The organism is Lysobacter luteus (assembly GCF_907164845.1).
GTDB lineage: Bacteria > Pseudomonadota > Gammaproteobacteria > Xanthomonadales > Xanthomonadaceae > Novilysobacter > Novilysobacter luteus.
Window position 1 is genome coordinate 1,115,084 of the sequence record NZ_OU015430.1, and the last position, 23,176, is coordinate 1,138,259.

At 69.6% G+C, this 23,176-nt stretch carries 22 protein-coding genes; 16 read left to right on the forward strand and 6 right to left on the reverse strand.

From position 1 onward, the window contains the following. The first annotated feature begins 119 nt into the window (after positions 1-119). From efp to KOD61_RS05220, 7 genes are all read left to right on the forward strand, one after another. Positions 120-686, forward strand: coding sequence for an elongation factor P (efp, locus tag KOD61_RS05190; protein WP_215219970.1), 567 nt, complete (start codon positions 120-122; stop codon positions 684-686). After that, positions 686-2,023, forward strand: coding sequence for a TRZ/ATZ family hydrolase (locus KOD61_RS05195; RefSeq protein WP_215219971.1), 1,338 nt, complete (start codon positions 686-688; stop codon positions 2,021-2,023). The genes efp and KOD61_RS05195 overlap by 1 nt, the downstream gene beginning before the upstream one ends. A 45-nt stretch (positions 2,024-2,068) precedes the next feature. Then, positions 2,069-2,788: a bifunctional 2-polyprenyl-6-hydroxyphenol methylase/3-demethylubiquinol 3-O-methyltransferase UbiG gene (ubiG, locus tag KOD61_RS05200; protein WP_215219972.1), complete on the forward strand. Its 720-nt coding sequence runs from the start codon at positions 2,069-2,071 to the stop codon at positions 2,786-2,788. A gap of 9 nt (positions 2,789-2,797) precedes the next feature. Then, positions 2,798-3,475 carry a phosphoglycolate phosphatase gene (locus KOD61_RS05205; RefSeq protein ID WP_215219973.1) on the forward strand — a complete coding sequence of 226 codons (678 nt, stop codon included), beginning with the start codon at positions 2,798-2,800 and terminating at the stop codon, positions 3,473-3,475. Next, positions 3,468-4,253 carry an isoprenoid biosynthesis enzyme family protein gene (locus KOD61_RS05210; RefSeq protein WP_215219974.1) on the forward strand — a complete coding sequence of 262 codons (786 nt, stop codon included), beginning with the start codon at positions 3,468-3,470 and terminating at the stop codon, positions 4,251-4,253. The genes KOD61_RS05205 and KOD61_RS05210 overlap by 8 nt, the downstream gene beginning before the upstream one ends. Positions 4,254-4,355: 102 nt before the next feature. Continuing rightward, positions 4,356-5,285 (forward strand): GTP cyclohydrolase FolE2, encoded by a 930-nt coding sequence (folE2, locus tag KOD61_RS05215; protein WP_215219975.1) that lies wholly within the window; start codon positions 4,356-4,358, stop codon positions 5,283-5,285. 162 nt (positions 5,286-5,447) lie between these two features. Beyond that, positions 5,448-7,157: a GGDEF domain-containing protein gene (locus KOD61_RS05220; RefSeq protein ID WP_215219976.1), complete on the forward strand. Its 1,710-nt coding sequence runs from the start codon at positions 5,448-5,450 to the stop codon at positions 7,155-7,157. A 3-nt stretch (positions 7,158-7,160) separates the two neighbouring features. Here the strand turns inward: KOD61_RS05220 and KOD61_RS05225 are convergent, their stop codons facing one another. From KOD61_RS05225 to yidD, 3 genes are all read right to left on the reverse strand, one after another. Beyond that, positions 7,161-7,940: a M23 family metallopeptidase gene (locus KOD61_RS05225; RefSeq protein ID WP_251370669.1), complete on the reverse strand. Its 780-nt coding sequence runs from the start codon at positions 7,938-7,940 to the stop codon at positions 7,161-7,163. A gap of 98 nt (positions 7,941-8,038) precedes the next feature. Continuing rightward, positions 8,039-9,391 (reverse strand): dihydroorotase, encoded by a 1,353-nt coding sequence (locus KOD61_RS05230; RefSeq protein WP_215219978.1) that lies wholly within the window; start codon positions 9,389-9,391, stop codon positions 8,039-8,041. A 38-nt stretch (positions 9,392-9,429) separates the two neighbouring features. Then, positions 9,430-9,651 (reverse strand): membrane protein insertion efficiency factor YidD, encoded by a 222-nt coding sequence (gene yidD, locus KOD61_RS05235; RefSeq protein WP_215219979.1) that lies wholly within the window; start codon positions 9,649-9,651, stop codon positions 9,430-9,432. 203 nt (positions 9,652-9,854) lie between these two features. On the opposite strand from yidD, the gene dksA reads away from it, so the two are divergent. Continuing rightward, the gene (dksA, locus tag KOD61_RS05240) at positions 9,855-10,979 is read left to right on the forward strand and encodes an RNA polymerase-binding protein DksA (RefSeq protein ID WP_215219980.1); all 1,125 of its coding nucleotides are present in this window, start codon (positions 9,855-9,857) and stop codon (positions 10,977-10,979) included. An 82-nt stretch (positions 10,980-11,061) separates the two neighbouring features. On the opposite strand, the gene KOD61_RS05245 is transcribed toward dksA, so the two are convergent. Genes KOD61_RS05245 through cysS form a run of 3 tightly spaced genes read right to left on the reverse strand, consistent with a single transcriptional unit; the run spans position 11,062 to position 14,217 of the window. After that, on the reverse strand, positions 11,062-12,294 hold the full coding sequence (locus tag KOD61_RS05245; protein WP_251370670.1) for an MFS transporter: 1,233 nt from the start codon (positions 12,292-12,294) through the stop codon (positions 11,062-11,064). A 27-nt stretch (positions 12,295-12,321) separates the two neighbouring features. Beyond that, a complete protein-coding gene (locus KOD61_RS05250; RefSeq protein WP_215219982.1) occupies positions 12,322-12,777 on the reverse strand; it encodes a SufE family protein in 456 nt (151 codons plus the stop codon). Between the two features lie 21 nt (positions 12,778-12,798). After that, the gene (gene cysS, locus KOD61_RS05255; RefSeq protein WP_215219983.1) at positions 12,799-14,217 is read right to left on the reverse strand and encodes a cysteine--tRNA ligase; all 1,419 of its coding nucleotides are present in this window, start codon (positions 14,215-14,217) and stop codon (positions 12,799-12,801) included. Positions 14,218-14,374: 157 nt separating this feature from the next. Here cysS and KOD61_RS05260 point away from each other — a divergent pair, with 157 nt between their 5' ends. The 8 genes from KOD61_RS05260 to argH all read left to right on the forward strand — a co-directional run bounded on the left by KOD61_RS05260 (position 14,375) and on the right by argH (position 23,106). Further along, positions 14,375-14,821, forward strand: coding sequence for a hypothetical protein (locus KOD61_RS05260; protein ID WP_215219984.1), 447 nt, complete (start codon positions 14,375-14,377; stop codon positions 14,819-14,821). A 295-nt stretch (positions 14,822-15,116) separates the two neighbouring features. Next, positions 15,117-16,133, forward strand: coding sequence for an N-acetylornithine carbamoyltransferase (locus tag KOD61_RS05265; RefSeq protein ID WP_215219985.1), 1,017 nt, complete (start codon positions 15,117-15,119; stop codon positions 16,131-16,133). A gap of 39 nt (positions 16,134-16,172) precedes the next feature. Next, positions 16,173-17,366, forward strand: coding sequence for an argininosuccinate synthase (locus KOD61_RS05270; RefSeq protein ID WP_215219986.1), 1,194 nt, complete (start codon positions 16,173-16,175; stop codon positions 17,364-17,366). A 129-nt stretch (positions 17,367-17,495) separates the two neighbouring features. Continuing rightward, positions 17,496-18,602 (forward strand): acetylornithine deacetylase, encoded by a 1,107-nt coding sequence (locus KOD61_RS05275; RefSeq protein WP_215219987.1) that lies wholly within the window; start codon positions 17,496-17,498, stop codon positions 18,600-18,602. Positions 18,603-18,685: 83 nt separating this feature from the next. Continuing rightward, on the forward strand, positions 18,686-20,059 hold the full coding sequence (locus tag KOD61_RS05280) for an acetylglutamate kinase (RefSeq protein WP_215219988.1): 1,374 nt from the start codon (positions 18,686-18,688) through the stop codon (positions 20,057-20,059). Beyond that, positions 20,056-20,661, forward strand: coding sequence for a GNAT family N-acetyltransferase (locus tag KOD61_RS05285; RefSeq protein ID WP_215219989.1), 606 nt, complete (start codon positions 20,056-20,058; stop codon positions 20,659-20,661). The genes KOD61_RS05280 and KOD61_RS05285 overlap by 4 nt, the downstream gene beginning before the upstream one ends. Then, complete coding sequence (gene argC / locus KOD61_RS05290) at positions 20,658-21,611, forward strand: N-acetyl-gamma-glutamyl-phosphate reductase (RefSeq protein ID WP_215219990.1); 954 nt, start codon at positions 20,658-20,660, stop codon at positions 21,609-21,611. Before KOD61_RS05285 ends, argC begins: the two co-directional genes overlap by 4 nt. A gap of 205 nt (positions 21,612-21,816) precedes the next feature. Further along, on the forward strand, positions 21,817-23,106 hold the full coding sequence (gene argH, locus KOD61_RS05295; RefSeq protein WP_215219991.1) for an argininosuccinate lyase: 1,290 nt from the start codon (positions 21,817-21,819) through the stop codon (positions 23,104-23,106). Positions 23,107-23,176 lie beyond the last annotated feature (70 nt).

The following is a 23,176-nucleotide window of genomic DNA, read 5'->3' on the forward strand; positions in this document are numbered from 1 at the left end:
TCCTGTGCTGCTTGCGCTCCGGTCGGAGCGGAGGCAGCCCGTCATTCTAGCCGCCCGCGACAGGCACCGGGCGGCACGGCACCGTCTCCACACATTCATCTACACCCAGGAGCTCCAGCATGGCCACTTACGGCATGAACGACGTCAAGAACGGGATGAAGATCCTGGTCAACAACGACCCGTGCATCATCACCGACACCGAGTACGTCAAGCCGGGCAAGGGTCAGGCGTTCACGCGCATGAAGTACCGCAGCATCAAGAGCGGCCGGGTGCAGGAAATCACCATGAAGGCGACCGACTCGGTCGAGGCCGCCGACGTCATCGATACCGACATGCAGTTCCTGTACGCCGACGGCGAGCACTGGCACTTCATGGACCCGACCAGCTTCGAGCAGGTCCAGGCAGACCGGAACGGCGTGGGCGACGCGGCCAAGTGGCTCAAGGGAGAGGAAGAGTGCGTAGTGACGCTGTGGAACGGCGTGCCGATCTTCGTCAATCCGCCGAACTTCGTCGAACTCAAGATCACCGAAACGGACCCGGGCGTGCGTGGTGACACCTCCGGTGGCGGCGGCAAGCCGGCGACGCTGGAGACCGGCGCGGTCGTGCGCGTGCCGCTGTTCGTCGGCCAGGACGAGGTGATCAAGGTCGACACGCGGTCCGGCGAGTACGTCAGCCGGGTCAAGTGATGGCGCCCTCCAACCCCCAGCCCTGCGACCTGCTGATCGAGGCGGGCTGGGTGGTGCCGGTCGAGCCGCACGGCGCGGTCCTCGACGACCACGCCGTGGCGGTGACCGACGGGGTCATCGTCGCGGTCCTGCCGACCGCCGAGGCGCGGGCGCGGTTCCAGCCGGCCCGCACGGTGTCGCGCCCGCAGTCGGCGCTGATCCCCGGTCTGGTCAACGCGCACACCCACAACCCGATGTCGCTGCTGCGCGGCGTGGCCGACGACCTGCCGCTGATGGAGTGGCTGCAGGGGCACATCTGGCCGGTGGAAGCGGCCGTGATCGGGCCTGAGTTCGTCAGCGACGGCGTGACCCTGGCGATCGCCGAGATGCTGCGCGGTGGCACCACCTGCGCCAACGAGAACTACTTCTTCCCCGACGCGCAGGCGGCGACCTACAAGCGCCACGGCTTCCGCGCCGTTGTCGGACTTCCGGTCATCGACTTCCCGACCGCGTGGGCCAGTACCGACGACGAGTACTTCGACCGTGCCTGCGAAGTCCACGACCAGTGGCGCAACGACCCGCTGGTGACGATGGCCTTCGTGCCGCATGCGCCGTACACGGTGTCGGATGCGAGCTTCGAACGCATCCGCATGCTCGCCGACCAGCTGGACCTGCCGGTCCACCTGCATACCCACGAGACCGCCCACGAGGTCGAGGAATCGCGCGAAAAGTACGGCCAGCGTCCGCTTGCGCGCCTGGACCGGCTCGGACTCGTGAACGACCGCCTGATGGCGGTGCACATGACCGCGTTGACCGACGCCGAGATCGATCTGTGCGCCCGGCGCGGCGTCAGCGTCGTGCACTGTCCAGAGTCCAACCTCAAGCTGGCGTCGGGGTTCTGCCCGGTCGGCCGGCTTGAGCAGGCCGGCGTCAATATCGCGATCGGGACCGACGGCGCCGCCAGTAACAACGACCTCGACATGTTCGGCGAGATGCGCACCGCCGCCCAGCTGGCCAAGGCCGTTGCGGGCGACGCGGCGGCCTTCAGCGCCGCCAGCGCCTTGCGCGCGGCGACCCTGGGCGGTGCCCGGGCGATGGGCCTGGAGCGGTCGATCGGTTCGATCGAGCCGGGCAAGCAGGCGGACCTGGCCTGTGTCGACCTCGGACAGCTCGAGAGCCAGCCGCTGTTCCACGTGGTCTCGCAACTGGTGTATGCCACCGGCCGCCACCAGGTGACCGACGTCTGGATTGGCGGGCGGGCGAAGCTGAGTGACCGCCAGCTGGTCGACCTGGACATCGAACAGCTGATCGCCAACGCGCGGCAGTGGCGCGACCGTATCGCCGCGGTCCGCGCCTGACGCCACGCTTCCTCCCGTACCGCATCCCGAAGCAGGGGAATCAGCATGACCGCAGCACCGTTCGCCAACCAGAACTTCAGCCAGGCCGAGCTCGACAAGTTCGGTGCGCTGGCGCAGCGGTGGTGGGACCCGGAGGGGCCGCAGAAGGCGCTCCACGCGATGAATCCGGTCCGATTGGCCTACGTTACCGGTCGGACCACGCTGCGCGACGCACGCGTGCTTGACGTCGGCTGCGGCGGCGGGCTGCTGAGCGAGGCGCTTGCAGGCGAGGGCGCCGTGGTGACCGCGATCGACCTGTCGCCGGAGCTGCTGAAGGTCGCGCGGCTGCACGGGCTCGAAACCGGGGTGTCGGTGGATTACCGCCAGCAGCCGGTCGAAGCGCTGGCCACGGAAGCCCCGGGATCGTTCGACGCGGTCACCTGCATGGAAATGCTCGAGCACGTGCCCGACCCGGCGGCGATCATCCGCGCCTGCGCCGAACTGCTCCGGCCGGGCGGTCGGTTGTACCTGTCGACGCTCAACCGCACCCCGGCGGCGTTCGCGCTGGCGATCGTCGGCGCCGAGTACATCGCCCGCCTGCTGCCGAAGGGCACGCATCGCTATCGCGATTTCATCCGCCCGTCGGAGTTGGCCGGCTGGCTGCGTGACGCCGGGCTGCAGCTCGAGGACGTCAGCGGCCTGATGTACGAGCCCTGGCGCAACAGCGCGCGGCTGATCCCGCGCGCCGACGTGAACTACCTGGCCTGCGCCCGCAAGCCCGAGTGATCCCCCTCCATGACCGACCGATTCCCCGGCGCGGTGCTGTTCGACCTCGACGGCACCCTGCTCGACAGCGCCCCCGACATGCTCGCGGCCGTGAACACGATGCGCGCGGCGCGCGGAATTGCGCCGATGCTCCTGTCCGAACTGCGCCCCCATGTGTCCAAGGGGTCGCGGGCGATGGTGCAGGCCGCGTTCCCGGACCTCGACCCCGCGGCGTGGGAAGGCTGGATCCCCGAGTTCCTCGATGTCTACCAGAGTGAGCTGGGGCGGCACTGCGGCCCGTTCGATGGCATCGAAACCATGCTCGGCCGGCTGGAACAGGCCGGCTGCGTGTGGGGCATCGTGACCAACAAACCCGAGTACCTGGCCGCGCCCCTGCTGCCCATGCTGGGATGGCAGGACCGCTGCAGGGTGCTGATCGGCGGCGACAGCCTGCCGGCGCGCAAGCCCGACCCGCTGCCGCTGCGCGTCGCGGCCGAGCGGATCGGATTCGCCCCCGCGCAGTGCATCTATGTCGGCGACGACGAGCGCGACATCGTCGCCGCGCGCGCCGCCGGGATGCCGTCGGTGGTCGCACTATGGGGCTACCGCCTGTCGGAGGACGATCCGTTCGCCTGGCAGGGCGATGTCCTCGTCGACCGCCCGCACGATCTATGCAACGCCATGGCCTGGCCTCGCTGCCATGTCTGAGTCCGGGGCCGTGCCGATCGATGTGCGCGAGGAACCCGGCGCCGCGCTGGCGGGTTTCATCGACAAATGGCGCGCACGCTGGCCGGAGTGGGCGGTCGTGGAAGTGTTCGTCCCCGCCGGGCAGCGCGAGCTCGCTTCGGCCTGGGCGGCGCTGCTGCAGGAGCTCACCGACGCGGCCTGGGGCGGGACCGATCCCATCCCCGGGGAAGCGAAGCTGGGCTGGTGGCAGGAAGAGCTGGTCGGTTGGACCCGCGGTGCGCGGCGGCATCCACTCGGCACCGCGTTGCAGCGCCAACCCGCGCCGTGGACGACGCTGGCGGCCGCGCTGCCGTCGCTCGGCAACAGCCGTGAGCGTCCGGGCGACCCGGCGGAAGCATTCGCCGCGCTGGCCCCGTTCGCCCGGGCGGTCGCGGACATCGAGCAGGTGCTGTTTGCTGGTACGTCCGACGCCGCCGCTCCACTGGCCCCCGCGGCCCCAGTCGATGGCGCGGCACGGCGCTCCGGCACCGATGTCGTCGCGGCGACGCTGCTACAGGCGCGCCTGCTGATCGCCGGCGATGCCGGGGTACCGCTGGATGTCATCGCCCGCGCCGGCGAGGCGGACTCCCGACCGCTGTGGATGGCGCGCCTGCGGCAGCAGTGGCCGGGCGCGGACGGTACGCGTCCGCGCCGACTGTGGGCTGCACTGGCGCGTGGGCGGCTCGCGGGTGGGGACGCCACCACCCCGCTGCCCGGTTGGCGGGCGCTGTTTGCGGGCTGGCGCGCGGCCCGTGGCTGACGCCCTGCGACGCAGCGTTCCAGCGGCCAGGGCAGGGTGCAGGGACGCGGCCGGTAGAATGTACGCGTTGCAAACCCGCTTTCGCGCCCCCACCCCGGTCCAGTGAACACTCCCACCATCACGCCCCGCCGCCTGCCCGACGTCGCCCACGACGCCGCCGCGCTGGCCCGTCCGCTGGACTGGGTCGGTATGTCCAACATCGCGCTGCCGCTGCGTGTCGCTGGCCACGCCGGCGAGGCGATCCAGGTCGCCGCGTCGGTGGACGTGTCGGTCGACCTGCTCGACCCCGACGCACGCGGCATCCACATGTCGCGGCTCTACCTGGAGCTGCAGCACGCCTTCGCCACCGAGGTGGTCACACCGGCCGGCCTTCGCCGCGTCCTGCAGACCCTGGTCGACACCCAGTCGGGGCTGTCCGGCGCGGCACGGCTGGTGCTGCGCTATGACCAGATGCTGCTGCGTCCCGCCCTGGCCAGTGGCAACGCCGGCTGGAAGCGCTACCCGGTCGAGATCGATGCGAGCCTCATCGACGGCCACCTGAAGCTGGCGCTGCGTTTTGCGGTCGAATACTCGAGCACCTGTCCGGCGTCGGCGGCGCTGTCGCGCCAACTCAATGCCGACCGTTTCGCCGAAGATTTCGCCGATGCCCGTCCGCTGGCGGGCGCCATCCATGACTGGCTGGCGTCGGAGCGTGGCCTGGCGGCGACGCCGCATGCCCAGCGCAGCCGCGCCGATGTGCGGGTCGAGCTGCGCCCTGCGTTCGACGAGTTGCCGCTGACCGCGCTCATCGATGCACTGGAACAGGCGCTCGCGACCCCTGTGCAGACCGCGGTCAAGCGCGAGGACGAGCAGGCTTTCGCGCGGCTCAACGCCGCCAACCTGATGTTCTGCGAGGACGCCGCACGCCGCGTCGCCGCGGTGCTGTCCGGCGACCGCCGCATCGAGCGCTTCGATGCCGACGTCGCCCATTTTGAAAGCCTGCATGCGCACGATGCCGTCGCGCGCGTGAGCGGAGCCGGCGCCCCAGCCTGATGTTTGTCGCCCGCCTGGGCGGCGCTTCCCGCCGGCGTAGGTGTGGCCCGATGGCCGGAATCGCGTGCCGATTGCGTAGCGCTTGCGCGCCGGTTGTTCGGGGTATGCTCGTTCGATCGTGCGGCCGGGATGGGTATGGGGACGCCCCTGCAACGGTGGATCTTGTTGATTTGTGGCTGCCTGGCGTTCGCCTCGTTGGCCGCGGCCGTGTGGCCGTCGCATGCCCGCAGCGCGGCGCCGCTGGCCACGTCCGGCCTGGAGCTGTCGCGGCTGGATGCGGACCCGGTTCCGCTCGAGGTGCTCGGGGGCGCGCTCGACCATCGGTTCGCCGTTGTCCCCGGCGGCGTCATCCGCGAAACCGGCCCGCGCGCAGGCTGGTGGCGACTCGTGTCCACGCATGCCGTCCCCGCGCAGCACCAGCCCTACATCGTGCTGGGGACGCCCGAATCGGCGCGCATTGAAGCCTGGTTGCCCGGCGCGTCGATGCCGGTAGTAGCCAAGACCGGTGGCGTCGATATCCCGTCCGGTTTCTCGTCGCGTGCCTCGGTGGTGCCACTCCGGGACGGCCTGCGTGCCGGGCATGCGGTGTACCTGCGCGTCGGCACGCTGGCCCCGGTCGCCATGGCTGTCGGCATCGAACCGTTGGCGCAACTGCACCACCGCGACCTCACCTACGTCGCGTGGCGCGCTGCCAGCCTGGTCGGATTCGTGCTGCTGATGATGCTTGCGCTGGGGTTCTGGCTGGGCATCGGTGAGCGGGGCTATGCGTATCTGTTGCTGACGCTTGCCGCCCAGCTCGCATTCTTCGCGACGCAGGGCGGCGAGATCCGGTTGCTCCCCGGCCTGTCGGGACTGCTCGGCGAGGATCCGCGCAGCCCGATTCTCACCGGCCTGCTGGCGAGCGGCGCGACGCTGGCCTTCCTGGCCCACGGGCTGCGGTTGCGAGACCGCAACCCGATGCTGTGGCGCATCGTGGCCGGATGCCTCGGGGTACTGCTGCTGCTGGTCGTCGCGACGGTCGCGGGCGTCACCCGCGGCGTGCTGTCGTTCGGCCACGCGGCGACGCTGGCTGCCACCGCGGCACTGCTCGTCGCCTGTGTCCGCGGCACGATTCGCCGCGAGCGTGCCGCCGGGTTCCTGCTGATGGCCTGGTTGCCGGTGCTCGCGCTATTGGTGGCCGGCCGTGTGGCGGAACTCGGACTGTGGGTGGCACCGGCGTGGCTGGGCTATGCGCTGCCCGCCGCACTCGTACTCGCCGGGACGGTGACCATGATCGGATTGACCGACGCATTGCAGAAAGTGCGCCGTGACCGCGACCGCGTGAGCCGCCTGGCGACGTTCGACACACTCACCGGCGCACTTTCCCGCCCGGCGATGCAGGAGCGCCTGTCGGCCGCGGTGACCGAAGCGCATCGCAATGGCACGCCGCTGTCGGTGGTGTTCTTCGATGTCGACCGTTTCAAACGGGTCAACGACGACCACGGCCACCGGGTCGGCGACAACTTCCTGAAGTTCATCGCGTTGCGGACCCGCAACCGCCTGCGGACCTACGACCTGATGGGGCGCTGGGGTGGCGACGAAATGGTGGTGATGTTGCCCGACACCCGGCTCAACGAGGCCCTCGGTGTCGCCGAGAACCTGCGCTCGGCAGTGAACTGCCGCCCGCTGTCGATCGATGACCGGCTTTTCGAGGCGAGCCTGAGCCTGGGCGTGGCCGAGCTCGCTGCAGGCGAATCGGTCGAGCACCTGATCGAGCGTGCGGATTCGGCCCTGTACGCCAGCAAGACCGCGGGCCGGGACCGGGTGACCGGCCACGACCCGCGTATCACCGGCAGCCACCCGCGGTTCGTCGCGACTTCCGGCCAGACCTGATCGCTACTGTCGTTCGAGCACCAGCAGTGGATCGACGCGCACGTCGAACCAGTTCATGCCCCAGTGCAGGTGCGGCCCTGTAGCGCGCCCGGTGGCACCGACGGCGCCGATGACCTGGCCCTGTTCAACCACGTCGCCCACGCGGACGTCCATGCGCGACAGATGCAGGAAGTTGGAGCTCACCCCGTGGCCATGGTCGAGCAGGATCGTCCCGCCCGTGAGGTACAGGTCATCGGCAAAGGTGACCACGCCCGAGGCCGGCGCCTTCACCGGGGTGCCGTTCGGCGCGGCGATGTCCATGCCCGAGTGGGCCGCGCCGGGGGTGCCGTTGTAGATGCGCTGATTGCCGAAGCGGCCGCTGATGCGACCCTCGACCGGGCGGACGAAATGCTGGGCGAACCCGGTGCGGGCATCGTCGCGGGTGCGCGCGGCGCTGACCGCCGCCTGCTCGCGTGCGATGCGTGCGGCGATCGCCGGTGGTGGCTTCACGGTCTTGCCGGGAACACCGTTGACGCGTTCGATCGGCCAGTCGCGTGGAGTGACCTCGATTTCAATGGTGCGCGCCCGTCCGTCACGGCTGGTTACCTCCACGTGCACCGGCCCCGACTGGTCGCGCGCCACGCCGAAGGCGACGCTGCCGTAGCCGGTCACGCGCAGGTCGCGCCCGGCATGGCGGACCCGGCTGGCCGCGGGGACCTTGCCGATCACCAGCGCACCCTGCTGCACGGACGCCGGGAACACCACCCGGGCGTCGTCCACGACCGGCGTTGCCGGTGTCGCCACCTGCGCCTCCTGCGGTGCGGGCCCGGCGCTCGCCGCGGTGGTCACTGAGCCCGCGCAGGCCGCAAGCACGCCGGCCGCCGCCGCGAGGATCACCGCCCTCAACGGTCGAACTCCAGCCGCTGCCCGTTCGGCGCGCCGACCAGTCGGGTGCCGTCCCAGGCCAGCGCGCCGTTGACCCAGGTCGAAGCGATCCGCGAATGGAACGTGCGGCCCTCGAACGGCGACCAGCCGCACTTGGACAGCACGTCCTGGCGACGCACGGTCAGCGGGGTGTCGTCGATCAGCACCAGGTCGGCGGCGTAGCCCTCGCGCAGGAAGCCGCGCTGCTTGACGTCGAACAGCTGCGCGGGGGCGTGGGCGAACTTCTGCACCACCTGCGCCGTGGTCAGGTGGCCTTCGTGCACCAGCTCCAGCGCGGCGTTAAGCGCGTACTGGACCAGCGGCAGGCCGCTCGGCGCCCGGGTGTAGGGGTTCTGCTTTTCCTCCAGCAGGTGCGGCGCGTGGTCGGTCGCCAGCACGTCGATCACGTCACCGGCCACCGCGCGTATCAGCGCCTCGCGATCGGACGCGTCCTTTATCGCCGGGTTGCACTTGATCAGGTGGCCGAGCTCGGCATAGTCGCTGCGGTCGAAGCGTAGGAAGTGGATGCAGGTTTCGGCGGTGATCTGCTTGCGGCTGCCGTCGGCGCGGACCAGCGGGCCGGCTTCGAACAACGCCAGCTCGTCGGCGGTCGAGATGTGCAGCACGTGCAGGCGGGTGCCGTGCCGGCGCGCCAGCGAGATCGCCAGCTGCGTCGACTTCATGCAGGCCTCGCGCGAGCGGATGTCGGGGTGGCACGCGGCCGGGATGTCGTCGCCGTACTGCGCCTTGTAGCGCGCGGTGGCGGCCTCGATCATCGGGGTGTCTTCGCAGTGCGTGATGATTGGCGTGGGCACATCGCGGAACACTGCATCAAGCACCTCGGGATCATCGACCAGCATGTTGCCGGTCGACGCGCCCATGAACACCTTGACGCCCGGGGCGGTCAGCGGGTCGAGCCGCTGGATGTGCTCCAGGTTGGTCGTGCTGGTGCCCATGTAGAAGCCGTAGTTGCCGCGGACCCGGCCGGCCGCGCGGCGGTACTTGTCCTCCAGCGCCCCGGCGTCGAGCGTGGGCGGGCTGGTGTTGGGCATGTCCATGAAGCTGGTCAGGCCGCCGGCCACCGCGGCGCCGGACTCGACCGCCATGTCGGCTTTGTACTCCATGCCTGGTTCGCGGAAGTGCACCTGGTCGTCGATCATGCCCGGCAGCAGGCGGCGGCCCGCTGCGTCGACGACGGTCTCGCCGGCGCGGGCCTGCAGGCCGGTGCCGATCTCGGCGATGCGGCCGTCGGCGATGCGCAGGTCGCCGTCGTACTCGCGGCCTTCATTGACCAGTCGGGCGTTGACGATGAGGGTCGCGTTGGCGGTCATCTGGAGTCCTTGCAGTGGGAAGGGGTGGGCGGTGCAGGTCACCGGGGTGGCGGCACCGGGTCATGGCCGCCGGGATGCAGCGGATGGCAGCGCAGGATGCGCCGCAGCGCAAGCCAACTGCCCTTGACCGCGCCGAATCGAGCGACCGCCTGCATTGCGTACTCGGAGCAGGTAGGGTGGAACCGGCAACGCGGCCCGAGCAACGGACTGATCCAGCGCTTGTAGCCGCGCAGCAGCGTGATGAGCAGGCGGTCGATCATCGTCCGGGGAGTCGGATCCGGGGTGCGGTCGTGCGGCCCATGATGGCCCAACGGGAGTCGTGCCCGGGTGCACGCGGACGGAATGTCGCGAAAACCACCTGGCGGGACGCTCGGCGCTTCCGGTGCGAGGTTGCCGAGGGTGTCGGGGCAGGGTATAACAGCGCGCTTTCCCGTCACAAGGGAAGATAAAGGACAAGCCGATCGTGGCACTGAAAAAATCCGCGAAGAAAGCCGTCAAATCCACCGGCAAGACGCCCGCCAGGAAGGCCGCTCCGGCCAGCCAGGCGGCGAAGAAGCCGGCGGCGAAGAAGCCCGTGGCCAAGAAGGCGCCGGCGGCGAAGAAGGCCGCTGTCAAGAAGCCGGCCGCCAAGAAGGCTGCTCCGAAGAAGGCCCCGGTCAAAAAGGTGCCGGTCAAGAAGGCCCCGGTGAAGAAGGCCGCTGCCGCCAGCAAGGTGGCAACGAAGAAGCCGGTACCGAACAAGTCCGTGCCCGCCAGGAAGGCGACCCCGTCGAAGGCGACCAAGGCCAAGGCGCCCGTCAAGCAGATGTCCGGCAAGGCACCGGCCGCGAAGAAGGCGGCCGTCGTGAAGGCGCCGGCGAAATCTGCGGCAAACAAATCCGTTGCCAAGGCGCCGGCAAAGGTCGCGAAGACTCCGGCCGCAGGCAAGGCTGCTGCGACCAGGAAGCCCGCGAGTCCCGCCAGCGTCCCGGCCCTGGCGCCCAAGTCGGCGCCTGCCAAGAAATCCCCCACCAAGGCGGCCAAGGCGCCGGCTGCGTCGAAGCCGACTCCGCCGCCTGCTCCGGCTCCGGCCAGGCGTCCGGTCGGCAAGGTCGCCGTCGCGGTCGCGGCCAAGCCGCAGCCGCCAGCACCCCGAGGTAAAGTGAAAGTCGTGCCTTACAAGACAGAAAAAGATGGTCGCGTGATCGTGCCCGATGGTTATCGGCCGAGTGCGGACGAGGAATACATGAGCCCGCTGCAGCTGGAGTACTTCCGCCAGCGGCTGATGAAGTGGCGTGCGGACCTGGTCGAGGAATCCAAGCAGACGATCGAGAACCTGAAGGAAGAGGTTCGTGACGTTGGCGACGAGGCCGAGCGCGCCACCCGCGAGACCGAGAACTCGCTGGAACTGCGGACCCGCGACCGCTACCGCAAGCTGATCAGCAAGATCGACAGCACGCTCAAGCGTGTCGACTCGGGTGATTACGGCTTCTGCGTCGATACCGGCGAAGAGATCGGCCTGGACCGCCTCGAGGCGCGCCTGACCGCCGAGCGCACCATTGATGCGCAGGAGCGCTGGGAGCACCTGCAGAAGCAGATGGGCGACTGATACCGCCGTCCCACCGGTTCATCGAAAAGCCCCGCCTGTGCGGGGCTTTTTCGTTCCCGGTCCTTCCAGACATGGAGCCGTTTCAGTCGAGGTCGCGCACGTCGAGTCGGCGCAGGCGCGGGGCCAGCTTCGCGGTGGCGGCGACCACCACCAGCGTCATCGAACCGCCGAAGACCACCGAGGGAACCAACCCGAGCAGCCTCGCGGCGAGGCCTGACTCGAACGCGCCGAGCTCGTTGGACGAGCCGATGAAGATGCCGTTGATCGACGCGACGCGCCCGCGCATTTCGTCCGGGGTCGCCAGTTGCACGATGGTCGAGCGGATCACCATCGATACGCTGTCGAACGCACCCGACAGTGCCAGCAGCGCCATCGAGACCCACAGCACCTGTGACAGCGCAAAGCCGATGATGCACACGCCAAACGCCGCGACCGAGCCGAGCAACAGATAACCGGCGTGCCGCTGGGGCGGGTACCTCGACAGCCACAGGCCCATCCCGACCGCGCCCGCGGCGGGCGCTGCCCGCAACACCCCGAGCGCCTCCGGCCCGGCCCGGAACACGTCCTCGACAAACGCCGGCAGCAGCGCCACCGCACCGCCGAACAGCACCGAGAACATGTCCAGCGCCAGCGCGCCGAAGACCACCTGGTTGTGGCGCACGAAGCGCAACCCCTCGCCGATGCTCGCGAACACCGGCTCGCGCGTGGTCGGCAGCGGCGGTTCGCTGACCTGAAGGCGGACCACCGCCACCGCCGCCAATGCCGCGAACCCGGTCGCGACCAGGTAGGTCGCCGCCACGCCGACCAGCGCGATCAGCAGGCCGCCCAGCGCCGGCCCCAGTACCAGGCCCGACTGCATTACCGCGCTGCCCACGCCAGCGCCGCGGGCGTACTGGTCGCGCCGCAACACGCGCGCGAACAACGACATGTACACCGGTGTGAAGAACGCCCGGACCACGCCGTTGAGCGCGACCGCGGCGTAGATCATCGCGTTGTTGCCGCCGCCGTCGCCGGGGCCGCCGAATCCGGCCGGGAGGATGCCGTGGGCAATGCCGGCCAGCAGCAGGGTGGTGGTGCCGAGCCCGAAGCAGGCGAACATGCCGACCTTGCGTCGTGGCAGGTGGTCCACCGCATAGCCGGCAAACAGCGCGAAGCCGACGTACGGGATGACTTCCGAGAGTCCGATCAGGCCGAGCGAGAGCGCGTCGCCCGTGCGCTGGTAGACCTGCCAGCCGACGGTGACCGTCAGGATCTGGTTGGCCAACAGCGCCAGCAGCCGGTACCCGAGCAACCCCAGGAAACCGGGGTTGCGCAACGGTGACGCGGCGCCGGGCTCCACCGCTCAGCCGGCCGGGTTGGCCAGCGAGGCCTGTGCCCGTTCGCGGATGAACCCGAGCAGGGCGGCCAGGCCGTTGCTGCGGGTCGGCGACAGGTGGCGCGCCAGGCCGATGTCGGCGATGTAGTCGGCATCGGTGGCGGCGATCTCGGCGGCGCTGCGGCCGGAGTACACCCGCAGCGCGAGGTAGACCAGGCCCGAGACAATGGCCGAATCGCTGATCGCGTGGAAGTCGAGGCGGTCCGCGTCGCCCTGCGGCACGATCCACACCATCGACTGGCAGCCGTGCAGCCGGTGCTCCTCCGTCTTCCACTCCTCGGGGAACTCCGGGAGCTTGCGGCCCAGGTCGATCAGGTACTGGTAGCGCTCGGACCAGTCGCCGAAGAAGGCGAATTCGTCGCGTATCGCGGCCTGGGCTTCGGCTGCGGTGGTTTCGATGGGGAAGGGGCTGGAGGTGGTCACATCGGGTCCGGGTGGTAGGGGTCAGGCGCGGCGCCAGCGGACGCCGGCCGGGGTGTCCTCCAGCAGGACGCCTTCATCGGCGAGTTGCTGGCGGATCGCGTCGGCGCGGGCGAAGTCACGGGCCTGCTTGGCGGCGGCGCGCTCGTCGACGAGCGCCTGGATGCGGTCGTCGTCGCCGGTGCCGGCGCCCCGGCTGAACCACGCGCCGGGTGATTGCTGGAGCAAGCCGAGTGCACGGCCGCCGGCCCGCAAGCTGGAAGCCAGCGTGGCCAGCGCAGTGGCGGGGCCGTCACCGCTGACCTCGCCACTGGCGATCGCACCGCGTAGCGTCCGGGCGGTGGTGGCTATCGCGGCCAACTCGGCCAGCGCGGCCGGCGTGTTGAGGTCGTCGTCCAGCGCGGCCTCGACGGCGAGTGGGATAGCCGCAGTCGCGACGATCCCGGCGGGCAGCAGTGCGTCGACATCGCGCAGGGTGCCGTAGAGCCGGTCGAGCGTCCGCACGCTTTGCTCGATCAGCGCGTCCGACCAGTCCAGTGGCTGGCGGTAGTGCGCCGACAGGAGCGCGTAGCGCAGCGCCTCTGGCGGGTGCGCGCGTACCAGGTCGTGCACTTTCTCGATGTTGCCAAGCGACTTGCTCATCTTGGCGCCGCCAAAGTTGAGCATGCCGTTGTGCAGCCACCAGCGCGCGAACGGGCGGCCGCCATGGGCGCACTCGCTCTGTGCGATTTCGTTCTCGTGGTGCGGGAACTGCAGGTCGACGCCGCCGGCGTGGATATCGATCGTTTCGCCCAGATGGGCGGCGGCCATCGCCGAGCACTCGATGTGCCAGCCAGGACGCCCGCGGCCCCAGGGCGAGTCCCAGCCGGGCAGGTCGTCGGTCGACGGCTTCCACAACACGAAATCGCCCGGGTCGCGCTTGTAGGGCGCCACTTCCACCCGCGCGCCGGCCAGCATGTCCTCGGGGTCGCGCCGCGAAAGCTTGCCGTAGCCATCGAAGCTGGCGACCGCGAAAAGCACGTGCCCCTCGGCCGCGTAGGCATGGCCGGAAGCGAGCAGCCGCTCGATCATGGCGATGATCTCGACGATGTGACCGGTGGCTTCGGGCTCGAGGTCCGGCGGCGCGACGCCCAGCGCCGCCATGTCCTCGCGGTAGGCGGCGGCGAACCGGCCGGTGATCGCGGAGATCGGCACGCCCTGCTGCTGGGCGGCGGCGTTGATCTTGTCGTCCACGTCGGTGATGTTGCGGGCGTAGGCGAGCGTGCCGTAGCGGCGCCGCAGCAGGTCGGCGAGCACGCCGAACACCACCGGCCCCCGGGCGTTGCCGATGTGGACGTAGTTGTAGACCGTTGGTCCGCACAGGTACATCGTCGGGCGGGACGGGTCGGCGGGCACGAACGGTTCGGCCCGGCGGGTCAGGCTGTTGTGGAGATGGAGGCTCATGGGGGCGGCGCGAGGGTTTGCGACATTCTACCGGCGTCCCGGCATCCGCCGCCGGGCGCCCGATGACAGCAGGGGTTCATGCGTGCGGCGGGGCGGACGAATACAATTCATGAACCCGGCTGACCGGCCTTCGCCCGCTGCAGAGACCCACCGTCCGATGAAGCGTCTCCCCCTGACCCTGCCGCTGTTGCTCGCCTTGATGGTGGCGGCGCCGGCGTGGTCCCAGGAAACGGTGATCCAGAGCGAGAACGTGCGGTTCGCCTACGCGCAGGTGCTGCGGGTGACGCCGGTCTACCAGACGCTCACCACCACCGGCGTGGAGGAGCAGTGCGACCAGTCGCCCGCGCCCGACAACGACCAGTCGCGGCTGTCGCGCGTGGTGGGAGCGGTCAAGGACGCGCTCGGCCGGCAGAGCGACGAGCAGCCCGATCCGGATTGCCGCGCGGTACCGGTCGAACGCGAGTTCCGCCGGCCGATCGCGTACGACGTCGACTACGTCTACAAGGGCGCGAAGTACCGGTCGCGCCTGCCCGACGATCCGGGCAACCGCCTGCGCATCCGCATCGGGGTCACCCCCGTCGTGTCCGGGTCCCGCAGCCTGTGAACCGCCTTTTGCAGCCGCAGCGCGGCGTACCGCGCGACGTACCGGTTGCCGACGGCCGGGCCGCGTGAGAGCATTCGCGCCCGATGACCCACTTCCGCGCCGACGCCGACATCGTGACTTCCGCCTGGATGGCGGCGGGCATGACCTCGCGCGCGCGCCGACGCCTGCCTTTCCACCAGGCCGGGTAGCCGCTCGCACGCACGTCATCGTGGCGTGACACACGAAAGCCCAGCCTCCGCGCTGGGCTTTTTGTTTTTCCGCCCGGCGTCCCCTCTTTCCCGACGGACCCCCCGCGATGACTCCGACCCCCCGGCACTTCCTCAACACCCAGGACTGGTCGCGCCCCGACCTCGACGCGCTGCTGGCGCAGGCGGCCGCGTTCAAGCGCGACAAGCTGGGCGACCAGTTGCGCGGCAGAGCGATCGCGCTGGTGTTCTTCAACCCCTCGATGCGCACCCGCACCAGCTTCGAACTTGGCGCATTCCAGCTGGGCGGGCACGCGGTGGTGCTGCAGCCGGGCAAGGACGCGTGGCCGATCGAATTCGACCTCGGGACCGTCATGGACGGGGACGCAGAGGAGCACGTCGCCGAGGTGGCGCAGGTCCTGGGCCGCTACGCCGACCTGATCGGCGTGCGCGCGTTCCCCAAGTTCGTCGACTGGTCGGTCGACCGCGAGGACCGGGTGCTCAAGGCGTTCGCGAAGTACTCGCCGGTGCCGGTGATCAACATGGAGACGATCACCCACCCCTGCCAGGAGCTCGCCCACGTGCTGGCGCTGCAGGAGCACTTCGGCACCAGCGACCTGCGCGGCAGGAAGTTCGTGCTGACCTGGACCTACCACCCCAAGCCGCTCAACACCGCGGTCGCCAATTCCGCGCTGACCATCGCCACCCGCATGGGCATGGACGTGACCCTGCTGTGCCCGACCCCGGAGTACGTGCTCGACGAGCGCTACATGGACTGGGCCCGCACCAACGTCGCCGAGAGCGGTGGCTCGCTGGCGGTGACCCACGACATCGACAGCGCCTACGCCGGCGCCGACGTGGTGTACGCCAAGAGCTGGGGCGCGTTGCCGTACTTCGGCAACTGGGCGCCGGAGAAGCCCATCCGCGACCAGTACCGGCACTTCATCGTCGACGAGCGGAAGATGGCACTGACGAACGACGGCGTCTTCAGCCACTGCCTGCCACTGCGGCGGAACATCAAGGCCACCGACGCGGTGATGGACTCGCCGCGCTGCATCGCCATCAACGAGGCCGGGAACCGGCTGCACGTGCAGAAGGCCATCATGGCCACGCTCGCCGGCCACTGACCCTTCCGCCCGACATACACACTTCCAAGAATCCAGACCATGAGCAAAGACATCGTCCTCGCCTTTTCCGGCGGCCTCGACACCAGCTTCTGCGTGCCCTACCTGCAGGAGCGCGGCTGGGCCGTGCATACCGTGTTCGCCGACACCGGCGGCGTCGACGCCGAGGAACGCGCCTTCATCGAGCAGCGCGCCGCCGAGCTGGGTGTGGCCAGCCACGTCACCGTCGACGGCGGCCCGGCGATCTGGTCGGGCTTCGTCAAGCCGTTCGTGTGGGCAGGCGAGGGCTACCAGGGCCAGTACCCGTTGCTGGTGTCGGACCGCTATCTGATCGTCGAGGCCGCGTTGAAGCGCGCGGGCGAGCTTGGAACCCGCGCGATTGCCCACGGCTGCACCGGCATGGGCAACGACCAGGTCCGCTTCGACCTGGCGGTCAAGGCGCTGGGCGACTACGAGATCGTGGCGCCCATCCGCGAGATCCAGAAGGAGCACACCGAGGTACGCGCCTACGAGCAGGCCTACCTGGAGGAGCGCGGCTTCGGCGTGCGCGCCAAGCAGAAGGCCTACACGATCAACGAGAACCTGCTCGGGCTGACCATGTCCGGCGGCGAAATCGATCGCTGGCAGGCGCCCGGAGAGGGCGCCGTGGGCTGGTGCAAGCCGCGCGCCGAGTGGCCCGCCCAGCCGTTGCAGGTGCGGATCGGTTTCGAGAACGGTGAGGCGGTGACGCTGGATGGCGCGAAGGTGGCCGGCCATGAGTTGCTGGCGAAGCTCAACGCGTTGTTCGCCCGGTACGGCGTCGGCCGTGGGCTGTACACCGGCGACACCACGATCGGCCTGAAGGGACGGATCATCTTCGAGGCCCCGGGCCTGGCCGCGCTGCTGGTCGCGCACCGCGCGCTGGAAGAGGCGGTGCTGAGCAAGCAGCAGAACCGCTTCAAGCCGGACGTCGCGCGCAAGTGGGTGGAGCTGGTCTACGAGGGCTTCTTCCACGACCCCCTGAAAACCGACCTGGAGGCGTTCCTCGCATCCAGCCAGTCGACCGTCAACGGCGAGGTGGTGCTTGAGACGCACGGCGGCGTGGTCAACGCGGTCGCGGTCGAGTCGCCGCACATCCTCAATGCCAAGGGCGCGACCTACGCGCAGGCCGCCGACTGGGGCGTGGCCGAGGCCGAGGGCTTCATCAAGCTGTTCGGGATGAGCAGCACCCTGTGGGCGGAGGTCAACCGGTCGTAGCCCGGACCGCGACAACGCCGGCGGAGCTGTAGGAGCGGCATGAGTCGCGACCCGCTGGACGCCGCAACGATGTAACGGTCGCGACTCACGTCGCTCCTACAAGTGCCCGGATTTATCTTCAGGATTGCCATGCTCCACGACATCCTCCAACACCTCGAAGCGCTGGTTTCCTTCGACACCCGCAACCCGCCGCGTCGGATCGGCACCGGCGGGATGTTCGACTACCTGCGCGCGCAGCTGCCCGGCTTCCGGATCGACGTCACCGACCACGGCGATGGCGCGGTATCGATGCTGGCGGTGCGCGGCAACCCGCGCCGGCTGTTCAACGTGCACCTGGACACGGTGCCGTCGTCGCCGGCCTGGAGCGGTGACCCGCATGTGTTGCGGGTCACCGCGGACCGCGCGATCGGGCTTGGCGCCTGCGACATCAAGGGGGCGGCGGCCGGGTTGCTGGCTGCGGCGGCACGCAGCACCGGGGATGCCGCCTTCCTCTTCAGCACCGACGAGGAGGCCAACGATGCCCGCTGCATCGCCGGCTTCCTGTCGGCCCACCATGGCTTCAGCGAAGCGATCGTGGCCGAGCCGACCCGCTGCGAGGCGGTGCTGGCCCACCGCGGCATCAGCTCGGTGCTGATGCATTTCCGGGGGCAAGCCGGGCACGCGTCCGGCGCCGACGCGATGCACGCCAGCGCGTTGCACCACGCGATGCGCTGGGGCAGCCGTGCGCTGGACCTGGTCGAGGCCGAGTCGCACCAGCGCTTTGGCGGATTGACCGGACTGCGCTTCAACATCGGCCGGGTCGAAGGCGGGATCAAGGCCAACATGATCGCGCCGGCGGCCGAGGTCCGGTTCGGGTTCCGGCCGCTGCCGTCGATGTCCATCGATGCGCTGCACGCCCGGTTCGGCACGCTGGTCGAGCCGGGACCGGTGACGCGCTACGAAGAGACCTTCCGCGGCCCGCCGCTGCCGGCCGGCGACGTCGCCGCCGCCGAGGAACACCGCCTGCAGGCGCGCGACCTGGCGGAGGCGCTGGGCCTGCCGATCGGCAACGCGGTCGACTTCTGGACCGAGGCGTCGCTGTTCTCGGCGGCCGGCATGACGGCGATGGTCTATGGCCCCGGCGACATCGCCCAGGCCCATACGGCCGACGAGTGGGTGTCGCTGGAGCAGTTGCAGCGTTATGGCGACTCGGTGGTCCGGATCCTTGGCGCCGGCCTTGACGTAGGAGCGACGTAAGTCGCGACCCCCTGAAAGCACGACCTCCATCCGCGTTCGCGACTCACGTCGCTCCTACCAGTGCAGATACGACGCAATCCCCCATGACCATCCCGCCCACCGTCCACGACATCCAGACGCGCCAGACCATCGTCCGGCTGCTTTCCAGCATGGCCAGCGCCAAGGAGATCAGCCAGTACCTCAAGCGCTTCTCGCAGCTCGACGCGGCGCGCTTCGCGGTCGTCAAGGTCGGCGGCGCGGTACTGCGCGACGACCTCGACGCGCTGACCTCGTCGCTGGCGTTCCTGCAGGACGTCGGCCTGACGCCCATCGTGATCCACGGTGCCGGCCCGCAACTGGACGCGGAACTCGCGGCCGCGGGCATCGAGAAGCGCACCGTCGAGGGCCTGCGGGTGACCTCGCCGGAGGCGCTGGCCATCGTGCGCCGGGTGTTCCACGCGCAGAACCTGCGGCTGGTGGAGGCGCTGCAGCGCAACGAGGCGCGCGCGACGTCGATCGTCTCGGGCGTGTTCGAGGCCGATTACCTGGATCACGACACCTACGGCCTGGTCGGCGAAGTCCGCCGGGTCGACCTTGCCCCGATCCAGGCCAGCCTGCAGGCCGGTTCCATCCCGGTCATCGCCAGCCTGGGCGAAACCACCGGCGGGCAGATCCTCAACATCAACGCCGACTTCGCCGCCAACGAGCTGGTGCAGGTGCTGCAGCCGTACAAGATCGTGTTCCTGACCGGCACCGGTGGCCTGCTCGACGAAGCGTGCCAGGTGATCGATTCGATCAACCTGTCGACCGAGTACGCCGACCTGCTGGCGCAGCCGTGGGTGCATGGCGGCATGCGGGTCAAGATCGAGCAGATCAAGCAGTTGCTGGACCGGTTGCCGCTTTCGTCCTCGGTGTCGATCACGCGGCCCGCCGAGTTGGCCAAGGAGCTCTTCACCCACAAGGGTTCGGGCACGCTGGTACGCAAGGGTGAGCGTGTGCTGCAGGCAGGGTCATGGGACGAGCTGGACCTGCCCCGGCTGCGCACGTTGATCGAGTCCGCCTTCGGGCGCCGGCTGGCGCCGGACTACTTCGAGCGCACTCGGCTGCGCCGCGCCTACGTCAGCGAGAACTACCGTGCCGCGGTGGTGCTGGTCGATGGCGGTGACGAGGCCGGCGGCGAGACCTACCTGGACAAGTTCGCGGTGCTCGACGACGCCCAGGGCGAGGGTCTTGGCCGCGCGGTCTGGCAGGTAATGCGCGAGCAGAACCCACGGGTGTTCTGGCGCTCGCGGCACGGCAACCCGGTCAACGCGTTCTACTACGCGGAGTCGGACGGACATATCAGGCAGGAGGCATGGAACGTGTTCTGGTACGGGATCACCGAGTTCGAGAAGCTGGCCGGTTGCGTGGCGCACTGCCGCGAGCGCGTGCCAACTTTGCTGGGCCCTTTGCGCGGAGACGCGGCGGTTGAGGCATGAGTGACTGGACCCAGGCACCGGTACTCGCCGGTCGAAACGCCAGGCTTGAACCGCTGGCGGTGGCCCACGTTGACGGCCTGCGTGCGGCGACCGACGAGGTACTGGCGGGCTGCTGGTACACCAGCGTGCCGCCACCGGACCAGGTCGAGGCGTACGTCGATTCCGCCCTGCGGATGCAGGCGCAGGGCAGGGCGCTCGCGTTCGTCGTGCGGGATGCGGACGGTGAAGTGGCCGGCGCCACGCGACTGTACGACCTCGACCCGGCGACCCCGAGGGTGCAGATCGGATACACCTGGTATGCACGGCGGGTGCAGCGCACCGGCGTCAACACCGAGGTCAAGCGGTTCTTGCTGGCACATGCCTTCGACACCCTTGGCTGCGTGGCGGTGGGCTTCCAGACCAGCTGGTTCAACCGCGCCTCGCGCAATGCGATCGAGCGCCTCGGCGCCAAGCGCGACGGCGTGATCCGCAACCACCAGCGCCATGCCGACGGCAGCCTGCGCGACACCGTCACGTATTCGATCATCGACAGCGAGTGGCCCGCCGTGCGTCGCAACCTCGACGATCTGCTGGCGCGCCACGCGGTGGAGGTCGGGCAATGACCACCACCCCGGTTGCCATCGGCATCGTTGGCGCGCGCGGCCATGTGGGCGCCGAGCTCATCCGGCTGGTCGCCGCCCATCCCGGGTTCGAGCTGGCCTTCGTATCCTCGCGTGCGCTCGACGGCCAGCCGGTCGCCGCGCACAACCCCGGCTACGCCGGCGACCTGCATTACAGCTCGCCCGGTTACGACGAGTTGCCCGGACTGGGAGCGCACGCCGTGGTGCTGGCGCTGCCCAACGGCAAGGCGGCGCGTTGCGTGGAGGCATTCGACCTCGCCGGTTCGGATGCGCTGCTGATCGACCTGTCGGCCGACTACCGCTTCGACCCGCGCTGGTATTACGGCCTGCCGGAGCTGGCGCGCGACGGCTACGTCGGCCAGCGGCGGATCAGCAACCCCGGCTGTTACGCCACGGCGATGCAACTGGCGGTCACTCCGATGCTGGATGCGGTTGAAGGCCCGGTGCAGTGCTTCGGCGTGTCCGGGCATTCGGGCGCCGGCACCACCCCGTCCGACCGCAATGATCCCGCCAAGCTGCGCGACAACCTGATGCCGTATGCACTCACCGGGCACGTGCACGAGCGCGAGGTGTCCAGCCGACTTGGCCACCCGGTGGAGTTCATGCCGCACGTGGCACCCCATTTCCGCGGGATCACCATCACCGCCAACCTGCACCTGGCGCGTTCGTTCACGCGCGAGGAAGTGCTTGCCCGCTACCGGGGCCGCTATTCCGGCGAGCCGCTGGTGCAGGTGCAGGACGAAGCGCCGTGGGTCAGCGCGATCGCCGGCCGCCACCACGTCGAGATCGGTGGTTTCACGCTGTCGGACGATGGACGGCGGCTCGTCGTGGTCGCCACCGAGGACAACCTGCTCAAGGGCGCTGCGACCCAGGCGCTGCAGAACCTCAACCTCGCCTTCGGCCTGCCCGAGCTCACCGGCATCCCGCATTGACCCTCCGAGCACTCTGTAGGAGCGGCTTCAGCCGCGATCGGGTGCACCGTTGCCCGACTTCCATCGCGACTTACGTCGCTCCTACACAAGCACGACCCCCTGTAGGAGCGACGTAAGTCGCGACCACGCAGCCCAACCACCATGCGAGGCACCGGGTTATCCCCACCTTCGCCCCCACGTTCCCCGACCACCACCCGAGACCAACATGACCGACCTGCTCTGGCAAAAGCCCGGCGTCCGCGTCGACGAGCGCATCCAGCAGTTCTGTGCCGGTGACGACGTCATCCTGGACCGCGAGTTCTTCGCGTTCGACATCCAGGCAAGCGCCGCGCACGCCGAAGGCCTGCAGCGCATCGGCATCCTGTCGGCGGACGAACTCGAGGCGATCCAGCGTGAACTGGGCGCATTGGCCGCCGATTTCGATGCCGGCGACTTCGTGCTCGACGCGCGTTACGAGGACGGCCACTCGGCGATCGAGGCGCGCCTGGTGGAGCGACTTGGCGACACCGGGCGGCGCATCCACACCGGGCGCAGCCGAAACGACCAGGTGCTGGTCGCAACGCGCCTCTGGCTGAAGGATCGGTTGGCCACGCTGCACGCACTCTGCCGCGAGGTGGCCGGTGTCGCACTTGAGCGCGCCGCGGCCGAGCGCGACGTGCCGTTGCCCGGCTACACGCACCTGCAGCGCGCCGTGGCCTCGTCGCTCGGCATGTGGTGGGCGGCGTGGGCCGAAGGATTCATCGACAACGCGACCCGCGCGCGCGACACCCTGGCGTGGGTGGACGCCAACCCGCTCGGCAGCGCGGCCGGCTATGGCGTCAACCTGCCGCTGGACCGCGACCACACCACCGCCGCGCTCGGGTTCGGGCGCATGCAGGTGGCCGCGACGTACGCACAGCTGTCGCGCGGCAAGTTCGAGCTGGCCGCGACCGAGGCCCTGGCCAGCGCCGTGCTCGACCTCCGCCGGCTGGCGTGGGACCTCAGCCTGTTCACCAGCGCCGAGTTCGGCTTCGTCGCGTTGCCGGCCCAGTACACCACCGGCAGCTCGATCATGCCGAACAAGCGCAACCCCGACGTGATCGAGCTGATGCGCGCCAGCTATGCCAGCGTCGCTGCGGGCAGGGCGGAGATCGAACACCTGCTGTCGCTGCCGTCGGGTTACCACCGCGACCTGCAGTTCTCCAAGGGCGCGATCTTCCACGCGTTCGGACGCGGGCTGGGCGCGCTGTCGCTGCTTCCGGACCTGTTGCGCAACCTGGAGTGGAACACCGACGCGATGCGCGCCGCGCTCGATCCGTCGATGTACGCGACCGACCTTGCCGTCGACCTCGCGCGCGACGGGTTGCCATTCCGCGACGCCTATCGGCAGGCCGCCGATCCGGCGCGGTGGACGGCCGGCGACCCGGCTGCGAGCCTCGCGGCACGCGTGTCTCCGGGGGCCGCGGGGGACCTGCGGCTGGAGATCCTCCGCGGTCGACTGGACGGGCTTGCCTGAGGATCAAAGCAGCGCTCCCGGGTCCGCCGACATGCGCGAAAGAAGCGCGCGCGACCTCCTTCAACCAACC